Below are 16,594 nucleotides of genomic sequence, written 5' to 3' on the forward strand. Positions count from 1 at the left end.
GAACCGAGAAGAGCCGCGCATGCAATTCGAGGTCAGGAAACGTCAATTCCGTGCGCACTGCCGGCGGGGTTTCCGGGAAATGTCAGAGAAGCGTCAACTCCGGGAAACGCCGCACCCGTTTGGACCGTGGGCGCCGGCCGGTGGGCCCGCAGCGCCGTCCGCAGAGCGTCCGCGACCTGTTCGACCTGGCGCGTGGTGAGCTCGGCGTGCATGGGGAGGGCGAGATTGCGCCGGAACAGGTCCGCCGAGACGGGGCAGGCGTGCTTCGACGCCCCGTACGCGGGCAGCAGATGGGAGGCCCACGCACCGTGTCCGCAGCCGATGCCCCGCGCCCGCAGATCGGCGGTGACCGCGGCGCGGTCCACTCCCGGGTCCAGCGTCACCACGTACGACTGCCATGCGTGGCAGCGGTTCTGCGGCACATGCGGCAGCGCCAGCAGTTCCTCGTCCGCGAGCAGAGCCGCGTACTGGGCGGCCACGGCGCGCCGGCGCCGCAGCAGCTCGTCCGTCCGGGCCAGCTGCACCCGCAGGATCGCGGCGGCGACGTCGGAGGGCCGGCGGTCCTGGGCGAGGTCGCCGGAGGCCGGCGCCGGGAGGCGGGCCTCGTCGGCGGGGCCGGTGAGGGCTGCCGGCAGCCGGGTCCGCGCGGCGGCCCCGAGGACGGGATCGCGGGTCAGCAGTGCGGCGCCCTCACCCCGCACGGCCCCCTGGTGCCCATGGGGCGACAGACAGGCCACCGGTGCGAGAGCGCCCGCCGGGCGTCCCTTGTAGCTCGCGCCCGCCGCGCAGGTGGCGTCCTCGACGAGGAACAGGCCGTGGTGGTCGGTGACCCACCTCAGTTCCGTGTAGTCGGCCGGCAGGCCGACGGTGTCCACCGCGATCACGCCCACGGTCCGCGGGCCGATCAGGTCCGCGACCGCCCAGGGGTCGACGGTGCCCGTATCGGCGCGCACGTCGGCGAGGAGGGGTACGGCACCGGCGTCGCGCACCGCGTGGGCGGGGGCGGGGAACCCGTAGTCGGCGACGACGACCTCGTCGCCCGGCTCGACGCCGAGCCCGAGCAGGGCCAGCCCGAGCGCCGCGGCACCGTCGCTCACCACGAGCGCGTCGGCGGCCCCGTAGCGGCCGGTCAGCTCCGCCTCCAGCTCCCCCGCCGGCCGGCCTGCCTGCCCGTCGGCGCCGAACACCTCGGCGACGGCGGCCAGTTCTCGCTCGCCACGACTCGCCTGCACCAGTGGAATCACCTTCATCACCCCGTTCCCTTGGCCCACGCCTCGATGAGCTCGGTGGCCTGGTCCGCGTTGAGTCTCGGATCGCACAGGGTGGTGTAGTGCCGCAGCAGTCCGTCCTCGTTCTCCACGGGCCCGCCGATGCACTCGGTCACGTCGTCGGCCGCGACCTCCATGTGGAGGCCCGCGGCGTGCTGCCCGAGCCCCTCGACGATGTCGCGGAACCGCAGCGCCTCCGCGATCACATGGGACAGATGGCGCGTCTTGAGGCCGAGCCCGGATGTCACCGTGTTGCCGTGCATGGGGTCGCTCAGCCACACCACCGGGTGTCCGGCGTTCGCCACCGCCCGGACGAGGGGCGGCAGGGTCTGCCGGATCCGGTGATGGCCCATCCTCGGTATCAGGACGAGACGGCCGGGTTCGCGCCGCGGGTCGAGCACCTCGCACACCCGCAGGACCTCGTCGGCCGTCGCGGTCGGTCCGATCTTGCACCCCACCGGGTTGACCACGGCGGAGAGCAGGGCGACATGGGCCTGGTCCGGCCGGCGGGTCCGCTCCCCCACCCACGGCAGGTGGGTGGAGCCCAGATACAGCCGGTCCGTCTCGGGGTCGCGGCGCACCAGCCGGGACTCGTAGTCCAGCACCAGGGCCTCGTGGCTCGACCACGGCCCGTCCGCGGCAAGCGGCCGCCCGTCTCCCCGGCGGTGCGTCCGCATCGCCCGTTGCACGGCGGAGGCGGCCTCGTACGCCCACACCATGCGCCGCGGGTCGGGCTGCCGGGTCTGCGGCACGGCGAGCTCGGAATTGATCATGTGTCCCCGGAACGAGGGGATCACCAGCGCGCCGTGGGTCTCGGTCGGCTGTGACCTGGGCTTGGCGAACTGCCCTCCCATGCGGCCGACGCGCAGCACACGCCGGCCGGTGAGCTCGCTGAACCGGCTCCCCAGCCGGTCGATGACCTGGAGTTTCTGAGCCGTGTGCCGGGGGGTGCACTCGTAGAGGCTCTCCGCGCAGTCGCCCAGCTGGAGCAGGAGCGCGTCGGTCGTCAGCAGGTCCGCCAGCGACCACCGCAGCTGCTGGATCTCGGCGGCCGTCACCAGGGGCGGAGCAGACTCCAGGAAACGGCATGACGCCTCGTGGGCGGCGTGCTCCCGCCACTGTGGTTGTTGCGCCGCCGGCTTGCCCTCCCACGGCCCGCTGTGGTTGACGTCCGCCGTAACGCCTGATGGCTGCATGTGTGCTCCTGTCGAGGATCAGCACCGCCCAGTGGAGGAGTGCGGATGATGTGTCCGGTCACCCGGCACCCCTGACCCGCCGGATCACGGCGGCCGGGTCCGGGTGCGGCTTGTTCCCGCGCCAGGCCACGTGGTGGTCGGGCCGCAGGAGGACGAGGTCCCGTTCCCAGATCTGCCGGGCGCCGGCATCGGTGACCACGGTGTGGGCGACCGGGAGTCCCTGGGCGGCCGCCGCGTCGAGGAGCGGCTCCGCCCGGCCGTCGCCGGCGAAGTCGACCAGGGTGAAGGAGTGTGCGTAACGGTCGAGGATCGGGGTGCCACCGCCCAGGAGGAAGCCCGGCGGGCGGCCTCCGGGCCAGGTGGTCGGCGTGTACTCCCGGGGGCTCCACGCGGGTTCGGGGCCGTCCTCGTGGCAGATGACGGGCGAGTCGTGGTAGCGCTGGCCGAGTTCGATCCCCCGGTACTCGTTCTCACCCCGCTCGGCGTCGAGGTAGGAGCCCACGGCGGCCGGCGGGGCGCCCTCACGCAGCAGCGTCCCCGCCTTCAGATGGACGCCGAGGTGCCGGTGCGAGGTGTGCAGGGTGCGCAGGCCCACCGGGTGGCGTTCCGCCTGGTAGCTGTCGAGCAGGGCCGGGCCGCCGAAGCCCTTGACGAGAGCAGCGGTCTTCCAGGCCGCGTCGACCGCGTCGCCGATGCCGGTGTTCATCCCGTAGGCGCCGGTCGGGAACATGCGGTGGGCGGAGTCGCCGGCGAGGAGGACCCGTCCAGCGCGGTAACGGTCCGCGATCATGAATCCGGGGCGCCAGCGCGACGTCAGCAGCACCTTGTCGATCTTGAGCTCGGTGCGCATCGTCTCCCGCAGGAAGGCCGCCGGGTCCGTCGGGGGCGTGTCGAACTCATCCGGCTCCATGCCGTTGACGTGGGCCGTCCAGGTGTCGACCTCGTCCTGGGCGATGATGACGTACCGGAAGGCGAAGTAGTGCCAGAACCGGCCGTGCCGGTGCAGGGTGTCCAGGTCCCGGCTCTTGAAGTGCACCATGAAGGCACCGGGGAGCGCGGGTACGTCGAAGCCCTGCTCGCCGATGCCGGTGACCTCGCGGACCCGGCTCGACGCACCGTCGCAGCCGATGACGTAGCGGGACCGGAGCCGGACCTCCTCGTCGGTCATGACGTCGACCAGACGGCTGGTCACCCCCTCGTCGTCCTGGGTGAGGGTGTCGAACCGCAGGCCGCAGCGCAGGTCGACCAGCGGTTCGCGCCGGCAGTGCGCGCGCAGCACCGGCTCCAGCTCGATCTGGGAGATGCGCTGGCCGGGCTCGGCGGGCTGGGTGCCGTCGTTCCGCTCCGCGATGCGCCGCCGTTCCTCGTCCACCGAGGGAAGCCGCCAGGTGGTGATCGGCTCACCGGCGAGGCCCGTCGACCAGATCACGTCGGCCCGGTGTCCGGGAGCGACACCGGCCGCGCGGATGTCGTCGGCGAGGCCGAGCCGGCGGAAGAACTCCATGCTGCGGCTGTTGACGTAGTCGAGCTTGGGATGGACGGACGTCTCGAGACCCTGGTCGACGAGCACACAGGGGACGCCCTGGCGGGCGAGCGCCAGGGCGGCGACCATCCCGATCGGGCCCGCGCCCACGACCAGTACCGGTACCGGCTCCACGATTGCCCTCCAAGCGCGCTGGGTCGGTTCGACCGCTCCACGCGGTCCGTGGTCGGTCGGTGTGCTGTGCTGTGCTGGGTGTCCTGCTCGGCCGGACCCGCCCGTGATCACGCTCCCGGTGGGCGGACGCGGCGGTCAGTACGCAGTCTCGGATCGGTGCTCCGCGCGGGCATGACCCATTCACGGGATTTCCGCCGGCCGGGGACGGCATGGCGCGCGCCACCCGTCCGAACGGCGTGAACGTGTGATGGTCCGAGGTGGCGGACGGCGTCGATGGTGACGGCATGATGTCGTTGCCTCAGACCGAGTCAGTTCCCCGGACCGAAGCGTGGACGTACGACGACTTCACGAGCCCGGAGCTCGACCCCGCCCGCTGGACGATCATGTCGATCACCGGAGCCGACGGTGCGCGGCACGAGTACCGGGACCGCAACGCCCGGGTGAGCACGGGAGACGGGCGGTTCGAGCTGACCGTCAACCCGTTCACCCGCTTCCACGACACCGACCCGCGGCAGAACAACGCCAAGCAGATGTACCGGTCGGCGCGGCGGTTCGCCGTGCCGCGTTCCGGTGTGCTGACGTTCGAGGTCGAGATGGGGGTGCGGACCTACGGTCAGGTCCCCCACGACCTGCTCGACGCCTTCGGCACCGTGAACGTCTTCGATCTCGCCACCGGTGTGGTGCTGAACGCCGCCGCGACGAACGACACCGTGTACGCGGTGATCGAACGACTGGCGCTGCCGGGCGTCGCCGAGCCGCACGAACACTTCATCCACCGGGTGGTGCTGGACGTGCCGACGGAGCCGGGGCAGCCGCACCGGTACGCCATCGGCTACCGGGCCGGCACGTCGGAGGCGGAGTTCCACGTCGACGGCCGGCTCGCCTACTGGGCGCGGCTTCCGGTGCCGGTGACGGGCTTCCATGCCGGTATGGCCCTGTTCTCGGCCCGTGATCTCTCGCGCCACACGCGCGCGGAGCGGGAGCACGGACAGGGCGCGACCGGCCGGTGGGGTCCGTGGCGTGTCACGGACGGCGTCAGATGAGCACTTCACCGCCATCGATGTTGAGGTTGACGCCGTTGATCGCGCGGTTCTCCAGCAGGAACCTGATCGCGTGGGTGCAGTCCTCCATCGTCACCGGCCGCTTGGTGAGCGCGCCCGCCGCGGCGGCCTCGCGCGCGGCGGGCTTGTCGCTCCAGAACGGCGTGTCCGAGACGATGCTCGGGTGCAGGGCGTTGACCCGGACCGGCGAGAGTTCCACCGCCAGCGTCCGCACCAGCGCGCCGATGCCGCCGTTGGCGGTCGTCACGGACGTGGAGCCGGGGTAGGGCCGGTGACTGGCCAGGCCGCCGATCAGGACGGCGGCGCTGTCGTCGGTCATCCGCGGGGCGAGGGTGTGCAGCACCTCCGTGTAGCCGGTGAGCTTCACCGTCAGCAGCCGGACGGCGTCGGCCGGACGGTAGGCGCGCACCGTGTTGTGGTCCCGGTCGAGTGCCGCGAGCACCAGCCGGTCGACCCGCCCCACATCGGCGAGCGCGTCCGCGATCTGCTCCGGATCGGCCAGCTCCAGGGCGAGTCCGCGGGTGCGCCCGCCGATCTCGTGGGCGACGCTCTTGGTGCGCTCCTCCGAACGGCCGGTGATGATCACGTCGTCGCCCCGCTCGGCGCAGGACTGGGCGAAGTGCCGCCCGATTCCCGACGTTCCGCCGATGACGACGACATGGGTGCGCTCGGACATGGACGTGTACCTCCGTGGATGGGTGAGGGTCGGGGTGGACGCGGGGCGCTTCAGGCCCCGAGTGCGGCCAGCACGTCGGCCGCGGTCAGCGGCACGGCGCAGCGGCCGGCGGCGTAGCGGAGCGCCATGAGGTGGTCGTCCAGCGTGAGGTCGGCCAGGGCGTCCGCCACGAGGAAGGGCTGGATGTCTCGGCTGAACGCGTCGCAGGCGGTGACGAGACAGCCCATGTGCGCGTAGACACCGCAGACGACGAGCTGGTCCCGTCCGGACCGCCGCAGCCGTTCCTCCAGGTCGCTGCGGAAGAACGCGCTGTAGCGCCACTTCGTGAGCACCGTGTCGCCGGGCTCCGGGGCGATGTCGTCGACGATGCCGCGGTCGTGCTCCTCGGCAGCCATACCGGGGCCCCACAAGTCGTGCAGCAGTCCCCGGTCCTTGCGGCTCATTCCGCCCGGCTGCGCCGTGTACATCACCGGCACCCGGGCCGTGCGCGCCGCGGCGAGCACCTTGGTGACGTTGCCGAGGAGGTCGGTCAGCGGCGACCGGCCGGCCGGGAAGGGGCGCAGGAAGTACCGCTGCATGTCGTGCACCAGGACGACCGCGCGCTCCGGGTCGGGCCGCCAGGCCACCGCCGTGGTGGGCAGTTCGCTCCGACCGGGCATGCGGTACGGCGCGATCGGGTTCATCGCCATGGTCCGTCTCCTGAAGTCCGTCGGGCGGCGTCACACATGCAGGGCGGCGCCGCCGTCCACGTAGAGGTCGTGCATCGTCACGTGACCGGCCTGGTCGGACACGAGGTACGCGACGGCGTCGGCCACGTCCTGCGGCCGGGCCAGCTTGCGCAGCGGGATGCCGACGCGGTACGCGCTCGGCGAGCCCTCGATCACCTGCCGGGTGTCCCCGCCCTCGCCGAGCATGGCGCGCAGCATGGGGGTGTCCGTCGAGCCCGGCGAGACGACGTTGCACCGGATGCCGTAGTCGGCGAGCTCCAGCCCCAGGCACCGGGTGAACTGTGCCGACGCCGCCTTGGACGCGGCGTACGCGGACATCTCGGTGCGCGGCACACCGGCGGCGTTGGAGGCCACGGTCACGATCGCTCCGCCGCGGCGGACCATCATGCGCCGGGCCACCGCGCGGGACACGTGGAACACCCCGGAGGCGTTGACCGAGAAGATGTCGTTCCACTGCTGGTCCGACAGCTCGACCGCGCGGCCGGTGTGCAGCACGCCGGCCGCGTTCACGAGGATGCCGATGGGACCCAGCTCGTCCTCGACGCGCCGTACCAGTGCCTCCACCGGCTCGCTGTCGCTCACGTCCGCGCGGTAGGCACGGACGAAGGCGCCCTCGGCCTCGAGCTTGGACACCACGGTGGCGAGCGTCTCGGCATCGCGGTCCACGGCCGCGACATGCGCTCCCGCGCCCGCGAGCGTGCCCACGACGGCGGCACCGATGCCCCGCGCCGCTCCGGTGACCAGGGCGACCCTGGATTCGATTCCGGTCAGTTCCATCATCAACTCCTGCTGCTCGTGGCGGCCTGTTCGGCGTCGTATCCGAACAGCCACTCGTGCTGCTCCAGCCCCGGGGAGGCCTGGGTGGAAGCGTCGCGACGGCGTTGTGCGTCTCCGTCGGCGAGGTGGAAGGTCGTCCCGTTGGCGCGGGACTGCTGCTGAATGCGGGTGGTACGGGGCAGGCGGATCCGCTCGTAGCGGCTCAGGGCCGCGCCGAGGCCGTCCGGGCCGGCGTCGGCGAGGCATGACGCCAGCACGACGGCGTCCTCGATCGCCTGGTTGGCGCCCTGCGCCTGGAAGGGGAGCATCGGATGGGCGGCGTCCCCGATGACGGCCACCCGTCCGGTGCTCAGCCGGCCGAGGCTGTCCCGGTCGTGCAGGGCCCATCGGCTGACCGTGTCCGCCGCCTCGATCAGCCGGGTGACGTCCGGGTGCCAGCCCGTGTACGCGGCCGCCAGTTCGGCGCGGTCTCCCGGCGCCGACCAGGACTCCTCCCGCCAGTACGACGAGGAGACGGTGGCGCCGAAACTGACCTGGCGGCCGGAGGACACGGGGTAGCACACGCAGTGCTGGTCCGGTCCGAACCACAGCCGCACCCGGGGGTCGGCGGTGAGGTGGGACACCCGGTCCGCCGGCACCAGACCCCGGTAGATGGTCTGCCCGGAGTACCGCGGCCGGTCGGCGGCTATCCGGTCACGGGTCACGGAGCGGATGCCGTCCGCTCCCACGACCAGGTCCGCCGCCACCGCCGTACCGTCGGACAGGTGCAGCCGCGCCTCGTGGGCGCTCTGCGTCACCGCGACGAGGCGGGCGCCGAGGTGCACCCGGTCGGGCGGCACGCGGGAGAGCAGAACCTCGTGCAGATGGGCGCGGTGCACGGTGTAGTACGGCGCCCCGAAGCGCCGGCGGCACGGATCGCCCAGGTCCGTCCGCTGGAGCAGGCTTCCGTCGTCCCAGCGCCGCATCTCGATCGCCCGCGGCGCCACCGCGACGGCGGTCAGACGGTCGTCAAGGCCCAGCCGGTGCAGCAGCCGGGTGGCGTTGGGCGTGATCTGCACGCCGGCGCCGACCTCGGTCAGCCGTTCCGCCTGCTCGTAGAGGTGGCAGTCGACACCGGCCCGGCGAAGGGCGAGGGCGAAGGTCAGACCGGCGATTCCGGCCCCGGCCACGGCCACCCGTATCTGCGGCATGTCGTCCGCCTCAGTAGTAGAGGAGCGCTTTGCCCCAGTCCTCGTCGGGGCCGAACAGGCTGCGCGGTTTGACCACGTCGGGCATGGCCGTCAGCGCGTCGTGGGGGATCAGCGTCCCCGGGGGCAGGCCGGTGACCTCGCTGTCCACTCCGAAGGCGGACCGTACCGAGGCCGTCAGTTCGGCGACGGCGGCCCGGCGGTGCTCCTCGGCCACCTCGATCTCGATGCGCAGGGCCGACGGTGTCGCCCGCGCCCGCCAGAACAGCACACCGTGGGAGTCCGGGAGGGAGAAGACGAGTTCCTCCAGCCGGTGCTGGGTGACGGTCGCGTCGCCGACCCGGTAGCCGAAGGCGGCCCTGCCGAGCACCTGGACGGTGGGCAGGTTCCAGCCGCAGTCGCAGTCGTCGTAGGAGACCCGCACGTTGTCCTCGAGGTTGTAGCGCAGCAGGGGCATCGCCTCCCGGAACAGCGGCGTGACCACGAGCTGGCCCTCGCCCTCCGCACCGACCTTGCCGGTGGCGGGGTCGTACACCTCGAACAGCGCGCGGTCCGCCCACAGGTGCATCCGGCCGCGCGGGCACTCGCCGGCGAGGCTGCCGGTCTCCGTGGAGCCGTACTCCTCGATCACCGGCACCCCCCACAGGCGGCTGATGCGCCGGCGGCGGGCGGTGGTGAGCGGCTCGCCGCCGACGAACAACGCGCGCAGCGCGGGGAAGTCGGCACCCGGCCGGTGGCCGGCGGCGGTCGCCGCGACGGCCCAGATGAGGCACTCGGTCGGTACCGACCAGGTGAGGGTGACCCCGAGGTCGTGCAGGGTGCGGACGACACGGGCGTACGGCATGGCCAGCGACCGGTTGTCGCCCGGAACCACCGTGGCCCCGCACAGCCGGCCGGCGGCGTGCGCGAGATGCCCCGTCAGCAGCAGCGCGTAGGGGGTGCGCACCAGGAAGACGTCGTCCTCGGACATCCCGATCCACTTGCGGGCGAAGCGCTCGGCCAGGTCGGTCCAGTCCTCCGCCGTGTAGTACGAGGGCGTGGGGCGTCCGGCGGTGCCGCTGGACTCGTGGTAGGTGGCCAGCCGCTGCTTGGGGACGGCGAGCATCCCGAAGGGGTAGTTGTCCCGCAGGTCCTGTTTGGTCGTCAGCGGCAGGGCGGCGAGATCGGCGGCGGTGGCGGGCAGGGCAGCCGCGTCCAGTACCTTGCGGTAGAACGGCGAGCGGGCGGCCCAGGTGACGGTCTGCGACAGCTGCTTCTCCTGGATGCGCCGCAGTTCCTCCGGCCCCTGCCACTGACCGAGACGAGGCAGACGCGCGAGCGAGTCGTTCACCACTTCTCCTCTCCTAGCAGTCGATGTGCGTTGTCCCAGGCGATCTGCCGCCACTGCTCGGGTGGCAGCGGCAGCACCTGGAACTTGGCCAGCTCCACGGCCGGGTGCTGGAGCGGATATTCGGAGCCGAACACCACCCGCCCGGCACCGAGCCGGCTCACCGCCGCCTCGGCCACGCAGGTGTAGCCGCCGGACGTTTCGAGCCAGATGTTGGGTTCGTCCCGGATCAGTTCGAGCGCGTGGAAGTCGATGTTGCCGATGCCGCTGTGCCCGAGCACGAAGCCGACGTGCGGGTACCGGCGGGCGAGGGCGACCAGGTCGGCCACTTCCGCACCGGGCCGGGCCAGGCACACCACGTACACGGGGTGGGCGAACTCGGCGGCCACTTCGACCAGTTCGGCCACCCGGGGATCGGCCAGGCCGACTCCGTGCACCGCGGGCGAGATCTCCAGACCCCGGAACTCGGCTGCCCTGGCCCGGTACGCCTCCGGTGAGCGGTGCGGGTTGGCGAACCAGAACGGCACCAGGCGTCCGTCCGTGCCCGCGCAGGCGTCCAGCACCGCGTCGTTGTCGGCGTCGGTCTCGACGTGCCCGCCCTCGACGAGCTGGCGGGCCAGCCGGTCCAGGTCGATGGTGCCGCCCGCGCACACCACCGCCCGCGTCAGTCCGCAGGCGTCCAGCGTCGTCAGCAGCCGTGCCACGGCACCGGGCCGGGGAGCGAGACGTACGTGGAAGTCCAGTACGGGTTGAGCGGCCATGGCGGTCACCTCCCGCTCCCCTCGCGGCCCTTGCTCACTTCTCGATGCAGAACTCGTCGATCGGGTAGCCGACGTGCCGCTGCTCGACCGGCAGGCAGCCGAGCACCTTCGTGCCCTCCGTCAGCTCCGTGACGTTCAGCACCGTGCCGCCCGGTCCGAGCACCCGCACGTGCCAGTCGTCCTGGACGATGAGGTTGACCTTCACGCCCGAGGGCGCGACCGCGTCGATGGCGAGCAGGGGCCGTGTCTCGATCTTGACCCGGCCCACGGTGACGATCCGGGACTTCCCCTTGGCGTCGACGGCCATCACACGGCCGCCGGAGCGGAGCTCGCTGAGGTAGTTGGTGCGCCCGTCGGCGGAGAGCGTGTACGAGTGCAGCGCGCCGGCGTTGACCCGGAACGGCCTGGTCGGCATGTACGGCAGCGGATGGGTCTCGCTGCAGCACAGGATCATGCCGGTGGAGTGCGAACCGACGAGGATCCCTTCGTCGAGGCCGAAGTTCGTGCAGGTGTCGACGCAGGCACGCTCGCCCATCCCGACCCGGCGGATGCCGGTGACCTCCAGTTCGACCAGATCCAGGTCCGCGGCCTTGCTGACCGCGGCGGCCTTCAGCTCGGTGGCGTCGCCCACGGTGCGCGGGGCGAGCATCACGCCGTCGGAGCCGTGCTCGAGGACACCGAAGACGATCTCCGCCTCCTCGACGTCGGCGACCTGGGTGACGATGCTGCCGTTCGCTCCGGCGGCGGCGGCCAGCACGATCTCCAGCGGGATCTTGGTGGGGTCACGGAAGTACAGCAGGCTCCACCTGTCGTGGCGCGCGGCGCGGCAGGCGTCCTCGAGGCTGTCGGCGTCCGTGATCTCCACGAACCGGCCGAACTCCACATCGGGGTACTGCTGGGCGAGTTCGGCGGGCTCACCGTGCCGGCCCGGCTCGACGACGACGAGGTCGGCGGGCGTCAGCTTCTCGGGCAGCGGCAGGTTCTGCGGGAACAGGACCTTCTTCACCGTGGGGGGCAGCGTCTCCAGATCGGCGGGATCGGCCGCCACGACGGCGTCCACCCGCTGGTGGACCGCCTCCTCGATGATGGCCTCCTTGGCGCCGTTGACGTTGCGGATGTCCAGCCAGCACAGCTTCACAGGTATCTCCTCGGCGGAAGGTCGCGGAAGTCGCAGAAGGTCGCGGAAGGTTCTGGGGGTTCAGGAGGTGAGCGCGAGCCGGTCGTCGACGCCGTCCCGGTCCGGGACGTGGGGCGTCTCGTGCACCAGCCGCGCGATCGTGGCCGCCATCCAGCCGGGCCGGTCGGCCTGGAAGACGTTGCGTCCCATGGCCACGCCGGCCGCGCCACCGCGCAGCGCGTCGGACACATGGGCCAGCACGGTGTCGGTGTCGTCCGAGCGCGGGCCGCCGGCCACGATGACCGGGATGGGGCAGGCGCGGACGACGTCGGCCATCTGCTCGGGGGTTCCGGCGTAGTCGGTCTTGACGATGTCCGCGCCGAGGTCCGCGGCGAGCGTGGCGGCGTGCGCCACGAGCTCGGGCGCCCGGGAGTCGGGGATCTGCGGTCCGCGGGCGTACACCATGGCCAGCAGCGGTACGTTCCACCGGTCGCACTCCCCCGCCACGGCCGCCATGTCGGCGATCTGCCGGGCCTCCTGGGGCGACCCCATGTTGACGTGCACGCTGACCGCGTCGGCGCCCAGCCGCAGCGCCTCGTCCACGTGGGCGACCAGGTACTTCGCGTCGGGGTCGGGAGCGTGCCTGGTGCTCACGCTCAGATGCACGATGAGCGACATGTCGCGGAACCAGCCGTGGCCGACGTGTCGGAGGCTGCCCTTGTGCAGCACCACGGCGTCGACGCCGGTACCGGCGAGCTCACCGAGCAGGGGGTCCAGACCGCCATGGCGCAGCGGTCCGTCCGTGACGGAGTGGTCGAGCGGTACGACGAGCAGTCGCCCGTCGCCCTGTCGGAAGAGGCGCCGCAGTCGCAGACTGCGAGCGAACGGCGCGTTGTGTACAGCCACTGTGCCCTGCCTCTCTCAAGCGGTGGCGGAACTTCCGGGGGCCGTCAGGGAGGTGACGTCCGCCGGTTCGGGCCGGTCCAGGTGGAACTCGCGGTGCAGCGTCTCGACGGCGTCGACGACGCGTTCGCGCGGTACGACCACGGAGAGCCTCATCTGGGACGTGGCGATCCAGCTCGTCGGGATCCCGGCGCCGGCCAGCGCGGACATCAGCCGGGCGGTGTACTCGGGACGGCTGAGCAGGCCCATGCCGACCACCGAGACCTTGCCGACGTTCTCGTCGAAGCGCACACCCCCGCCGAAGGCGGCCGTCAGTTCGTGCAGTGCGGCCCGCACGGCTTCGGCCTGGCTGCGGCGGATCGTGAACCCCATGCGGAACTCGTTCTCGTGCGGGCCCGATCGGGCGACCAGGTCCACCACCGTCCCCTGCGCGGCCAGCACCTCGAACACGTCCGGTGCCAAGTCCCGGTGGATGTCCCGGCAGTGCACCAGCACGCGGGCGACGTCGGTGTCGTGGGTCACCGCCATGACGGCCCGCCGCGTCTCCAGCGGGGCGGTGTCCTGCCGGTCGGCGACGATGGTTCCGGGCTCCTGCGTGGAGGCGTTGCGGACGTGCACTTCGACCCCTTCCATGGCGGCCAGTTCGATGCAGCGGGTGTGCAGCACCCTCGCGCCCGCGAAGGCCATCTCCGCCATCACACCGGGCGGCACCCACGGCAGGCGGCGTGCCGCGGGCAGGGTGCGGGGATCGGCGCTGAACACGCCGTCGACGTCGGTGTAGATCTCGCACACCGAGGCGCCCAGCCGTGCCGCCAGCGCCACCGCGGTCGTGTCGGAACCGCCCCTGCCGAGCGTGACGACGTCCCCGCCGGAGGCCACTCCCTGGAATCCCGTGACCACGGCGACCTGACCGCCGCTCAGGGCCGACCGCACCCGGGCGGCCCCGATGGACGAGATGAGCGCGTCCCCGTGCCGGTCCGTGCCCCTGATGCCGGCCTGGTGCCCGGTCAGTGACACGGCGGGCACTCCCGCCCCGTTCAGGGCGAGGGCCATCAGCGCCGCCGACTCGGACTCGCCCACGGCGAGCAGCTGGTCCAGTTCCCGGGACGGACCGGCGGCGCCCACGTCCGCCGCAAGCCGCAGCAGGTCGTCGGTCCTGCTGCCGCGCGCCGAGACGACCACGGCCACCGCCGATCCGCGGCTCCGCGCCGTCGAGATGCGCACGGCCGCGCGGCGGACGTGGTCGAGCGTCTGCAGGGAGGTACCGCCGAATTTCTGGACCAGCACGTCCACAGCCGATGTCACCGCCCCTCGTGGAATGTCGCTCCGGATTGCCGAACCGACAGTAGGCGGGCGGTCGGGCCGGGCCCACTACTCGCCCGAGTAGTGGCCCCGCATTCAGCGGTTCACGCCATGCGGCGGGGCGCAACCGGAATCACGCGATGGCGGCTTCACGTCATGTACTGCGCCTTTCGCCGCCGCAGTATCCGAAGGGGTCATACGGTCTCACCGAAGGGGAGCGATATGCACGGGACCGATTCGAGTACGGACAGCCACCCGGACGTTCCGGCCGACCCTCACGACGTACTGGCCGGCCTCGGCGCGGGCGGACGCGCCTTCGCCCTCCTCTACCGGCCCGGCTCGAAGCCGGACGCCCGTGTGGAGGTCCTCACCGGCGAGGTCGAGGCCGTGGCCGGCCTCGCCGAGCTGCCCCTGCCCGGCGAGGGCGCGGACGGCGCGCGGCACGAGCTGCTCGTCGCGGTCCCGTACCGGCAGATCACCGAGCGTGGCTTCGCCTGCCGCGACGACCGGGCCCCCCTGCTGGCCATGCGGGTCGCCGAGCAGACCACGCTCGGTCGCGAGGAGGCACTGGCCGCCCTGCCCGGGCAGGACGTACGGGTCACCGGCGCCGGCTTCGACATCGGCGACGACGACTACGCGGTCGTCGTCGAGCGGGTGCTGCGCGAGGAAATCGGGCAGGGCGCCGGTTCCAACTTCGTCATCAGGCGCTCCTTCACCGCGCAGTTGGAGGACTGCTCCCTGCGCACCCGACTCGCCGTCTTCCGGCGGCTGTTGACGGGTGAGCTCGGATCGCACTGGACGTTCCTCTTCCACACCGGCACCACCACCTTCGTCGGAGCGTCACCGGAGCGGCACGTCGGCATGGCCGGCGGCACCGTCTCCATGAACCCGATCAGCGGGACCTACCGGCATCCCCCGTCCGGCCCGGAGGCCTCCGGGCTGCTGGCCTTCCTCAACGATCGCAAGGAGGCCAACGAGCTCTACATGGTCGTGGACGAAGAGCTCAAGATGATGGCGCGCATGTGCACCGCCGGCGGCCGGGTGCACGGTCCCCGTCTCAAGGAAATGGCGCGCCTGACCCACTCGGAATACGTACTGACGGGGGACAGCGGACTCGATGTCCGCGACGTGCTGCGGGAGACCCTGCTCGCTCCGACCGTCACCGGCAGCCCCCTCGAGAACGCCTTCCGGGTCATCGCCCGCCACGAGACCACGGGACGGGGGCACTACGGCGGCGTCCTCGCGCTCGTCGGCCGCGATGACGCGGGCAGCCGTACGCTCGACTCGGCGATCATGATCAGGACCGCCGAGATCGACGGCGACGGCCGCCTCCGCATGGGGGTCGGGGCGACCCTGGTCCGCGACTCCGACCCCGGTTCCGAGGTGGCCGAGACCAGGGCCAAGGCCGCGGGCATGCTCGAGGCGCTCGGCCTCGCACCGCCCGGCGGTGGCGGTGGCGGCCCCGATCCCGCGAGGAGGGCCGCGTCACCGGCCGACGACCCCCGGGTGCGCCGTGCGCTGCTGAGTCGCAACGCCACCTTGTCGCGGTTCTGGCTCGCCGGCGCGCACCGGGACGGACCGGATCCCGCGCTGGACGGACGACGGGTGCTGCTCGTCGACAACGAGGACACCTTCATGGGGATGCTCGGCCATCAGATGCGCGCGCTCGGCCTCAGGGCCACGCTCACGCGCTTCGACCGGGCCCCCGGTCCGGAGGGGTACGACCTCGTCGTCGTCGGGCCCGGCCCGGGCGACCCGCGCGACACGGCCTCCCTGCGCATGCGCACGCTCCGCGCGCTCACCCGCGATCTGCTCTCCGGCTCCGTGCCCTTCCTGTCCATCTGTCTGGGCCATCAGATCCTGGCCTCGGAACTGGGTTTCGACCTCGTCCGGCGCACGGTGCCCAACCAGGGCGTGCAGCGGCGGATCAACTTGTTCGGCCAGTCCGAGCTGGTGGGCTTCTACAACACGTACGCCGCCCGTGCGGAGCACGACTTCGTCCCCGGGACGGACCGGCGCAAGCCCATCGAGGTCAGCCGCGACCCCGGCACCGGTGAGGTGCACGCGCTGCGCGGCACGGGTTTCCGCTCCGTGCAGTTCCACCTCGAGTCGGTCCTCACCCAGCACGGCCCGCGCATCCTGCGTGATCTGCTCGTCCCGCTGTTCGGCGAAGCGGGCGACTCCGGTCTGGAGCGGGTCTACGCCCAGCACGTGGGCGGGACCCGGTGAGCGGGCGGGCGGCGCCCGCGGGCGAGAGCCGGCACCGGGCCGCGGGCATCGCTCTACTGGTGATCCATGTGCTCCTGGTGCCGTTCTACCTGGCCGCCGGCTCGGCGAAGCTCGCCGGTTCGGAGAAGATGATCGAGTTCTTCGACCAGATCGGGGCCGGGCACTGGCTGCGGTATCTCACCGGCACCTGCGAGGTGCTGGGGGCCCTCGGCCTGCTCGTGCCGCGTCTGTCGGGTGCGGCCGCGCTCGGGCTGACGGGTCTGATGACCGGCGCGGTGATCACGAACCTCGTCGCCGGCACGCCCTCGGTGCTGGCGCTGGTCCTCCTTCCGCTCGTCGCCGTGCTCGCGTGGGGACGCCGGGACAGCACCCTGGAACTTCTGGGACGGCGGTGACCCGGGCCGG

General features: G+C 72.2%; 15 protein-coding genes. 3 read left to right on the forward strand and 12 right to left on the reverse strand.

The genetic code is table 11. The features are described from left to right. Nucleotides 1-32 precede the first annotated feature (32 nt). Genes ACZ44S_RS05015 through ACZ44S_RS05025 form a run of 3 tightly spaced genes read right to left on the reverse strand, consistent with a single transcriptional unit; the run spans nt 33 to nt 4,121 of the window. Nucleotides 33-1,250, reverse strand: coding sequence for a DegT/DnrJ/EryC1/StrS family aminotransferase (locus ACZ44S_RS05015; protein WP_466924470.1), 1,218 nt, complete (start codon nt 1,248-1,250; stop codon nt 33-35). Beyond that, the gene (locus ACZ44S_RS05020) at nt 1,250-2,464 is read right to left on the reverse strand and encodes a 3-deoxy-7-phosphoheptulonate synthase (protein ID WP_466924472.1); all 1,215 of its coding nucleotides are present in this window, start codon (nt 2,462-2,464) and stop codon (nt 1,250-1,252) included. Before ACZ44S_RS05020 ends, ACZ44S_RS05015 begins: the two co-directional genes overlap by 1 nt. Before the next feature lie 58 nt (nt 2,465-2,522). Beyond that, entirely contained in the window at nt 2,523-4,121 is a 1,599-nt protein-coding gene (locus ACZ44S_RS05025; protein WP_466924474.1) for an FAD-dependent monooxygenase, read from the reverse strand. A gap of 284 nt (nt 4,122-4,405) precedes the next feature. Here ACZ44S_RS05025 and ACZ44S_RS05030 point away from each other — a divergent pair, with 284 nt between their 5' ends. After that, nucleotides 4,406-5,164 (forward strand): DUF6081 family protein, encoded by a 759-nt coding sequence (locus ACZ44S_RS05030; protein ID WP_466924476.1) that lies wholly within the window; start codon nt 4,406-4,408, stop codon nt 5,162-5,164. On the opposite strand, the gene ACZ44S_RS05035 is transcribed toward ACZ44S_RS05030, so the two are convergent. Genes ACZ44S_RS05035 through ACZ44S_RS05075 form a run of 9 tightly spaced genes read right to left on the reverse strand, consistent with a single transcriptional unit; the run spans nt 5,157 to nt 13,963 of the window. After that, nucleotides 5,157-5,858 (reverse strand): SDR family NAD(P)-dependent oxidoreductase, encoded by a 702-nt coding sequence (locus tag ACZ44S_RS05035; RefSeq protein WP_466924479.1) that lies wholly within the window; start codon nt 5,856-5,858, stop codon nt 5,157-5,159. The two genes, ACZ44S_RS05030 and ACZ44S_RS05035, sit on opposite strands and share 8 nt — an antisense overlap. Before the next feature lie 50 nt (nt 5,859-5,908). Next, a complete protein-coding gene (locus ACZ44S_RS05040; RefSeq protein ID WP_466924481.1) occupies nt 5,909-6,547 on the reverse strand; it encodes an isochorismatase family protein in 639 nt (212 codons plus the stop codon). A 30-nt stretch (nt 6,548-6,577) separates the two neighbouring features. Next, nucleotides 6,578-7,363: a 2,3-dihydro-2,3-dihydroxybenzoate dehydrogenase gene (locus ACZ44S_RS05045; RefSeq protein ID WP_466924484.1), complete on the reverse strand. Its 786-nt coding sequence runs from the start codon at nt 7,361-7,363 to the stop codon at nt 6,578-6,580. A 2-nt stretch (nt 7,364-7,365) separates the two neighbouring features. After that, a complete protein-coding gene (locus tag ACZ44S_RS05050; RefSeq protein ID WP_466924486.1) occupies nt 7,366-8,553 on the reverse strand; it encodes an FAD-dependent monooxygenase in 1,188 nt (395 codons plus the stop codon). A 10-nt stretch (nt 8,554-8,563) separates the two neighbouring features. Next, entirely contained in the window at nt 8,564-9,880 is a 1,317-nt protein-coding gene (locus ACZ44S_RS05055) for a phenylacetate--CoA ligase family protein (protein ID WP_466924488.1), read from the reverse strand. Next, complete coding sequence (locus ACZ44S_RS05060) at nt 9,877-10,638, reverse strand: amidohydrolase family protein (protein ID WP_466924490.1); 762 nt, start codon at nt 10,636-10,638, stop codon at nt 9,877-9,879. Before ACZ44S_RS05060 ends, ACZ44S_RS05055 begins: the two co-directional genes overlap by 4 nt. 34 nt (nt 10,639-10,672) lie before the next feature. Then, the gene (locus ACZ44S_RS05065; protein WP_466924492.1) at nt 10,673-11,776 is read right to left on the reverse strand and encodes a 3-dehydroquinate synthase II family protein; all 1,104 of its coding nucleotides are present in this window, start codon (nt 11,774-11,776) and stop codon (nt 10,673-10,675) included. A 60-nt stretch (nt 11,777-11,836) separates the two neighbouring features. Then, on the reverse strand, nt 11,837-12,661 hold the full coding sequence (locus tag ACZ44S_RS05070) for a 2-amino-3,7-dideoxy-D-threo-hept-6-ulosonate synthase (RefSeq protein ID WP_466924495.1): 825 nt from the start codon (nt 12,659-12,661) through the stop codon (nt 11,837-11,839). Nucleotides 12,662-12,676: 15 nt separating this feature from the next. Further along, nucleotides 12,677-13,963 (reverse strand): aspartate kinase, encoded by a 1,287-nt coding sequence (locus tag ACZ44S_RS05075; RefSeq protein ID WP_466924497.1) that lies wholly within the window; start codon nt 13,961-13,963, stop codon nt 12,677-12,679. A gap of 219 nt (nt 13,964-14,182) precedes the next feature. On the opposite strand from ACZ44S_RS05075, the gene ACZ44S_RS05080 reads away from it, so the two are divergent. Both ACZ44S_RS05080 and ACZ44S_RS05085 read left to right on the forward strand, forming a co-directional pair. Next, nucleotides 14,183-16,189, forward strand: coding sequence for an anthranilate synthase family protein (locus tag ACZ44S_RS05080; protein ID WP_466924500.1), 2,007 nt, complete (start codon nt 14,183-14,185; stop codon nt 16,187-16,189). Continuing rightward, nucleotides 16,186-16,584 (forward strand): DoxX family protein, encoded by a 399-nt coding sequence (locus ACZ44S_RS05085; protein WP_466924503.1) that lies wholly within the window; start codon nt 16,186-16,188, stop codon nt 16,582-16,584. Before ACZ44S_RS05080 ends, ACZ44S_RS05085 begins: the two co-directional genes overlap by 4 nt. Nucleotides 16,585-16,594: the final 10 nt, after the last annotated feature.

It is taken from the genome of Streptomyces malachitofuscus, from assembly GCF_055571035.1.

What these genes read in the sequence shown, in the direction of transcription:
- ACZ44S_RS05080 (WP_466924500.1), top strand. Translation starts at nt 14,183, where the DNA reads ATGCACGGGACCGATTCGAGTACGGACAGCCACCCGGACGTTCCGGCC.
- ACZ44S_RS05045 (WP_466924484.1), bottom strand. Translation starts at nt 7,363, where the DNA reads ATGGAACTGACCGGAATCGAATCCAGGGTCGCCCTGGTCACCGGAGCG.
- ACZ44S_RS05015 (WP_466924470.1), bottom strand. Translation starts at nt 1,250, where the DNA reads ATGAAGGTGATTCCACTGGTGCAGGCGAGTCGTGGCGAGCGAGAACTG.
- ACZ44S_RS05040 (WP_466924481.1), bottom strand. Translation starts at nt 6,547, where the DNA reads ATGGCGATGAACCCGATCGCGCCGTACCGCATGCCCGGTCGGAGCGAA.
- ACZ44S_RS05035 (WP_466924479.1), bottom strand. Translation starts at nt 5,858, where the DNA reads ATGTCCGAGCGCACCCATGTCGTCGTCATCGGCGGAACGTCGGGAATC.
- ACZ44S_RS05060 (WP_466924490.1), bottom strand. Translation starts at nt 10,638, where the DNA reads ATGGCCGCTCAACCCGTACTGGACTTCCACGTACGTCTCGCTCCCCGG.
- ACZ44S_RS05030 (WP_466924476.1), top strand. Translation starts at nt 4,406, where the DNA reads ATGATGTCGTTGCCTCAGACCGAGTCAGTTCCCCGGACCGAAGCGTGG.
- ACZ44S_RS05050 (WP_466924486.1), bottom strand. Translation starts at nt 8,553, where the DNA reads ATGCCGCAGATACGGGTGGCCGTGGCCGGGGCCGGAATCGCCGGTCTG.
- ACZ44S_RS05020 (WP_466924472.1), bottom strand. Translation starts at nt 2,464, where the DNA reads ATGCAGCCATCAGGCGTTACGGCGGACGTCAACCACAGCGGGCCGTGG.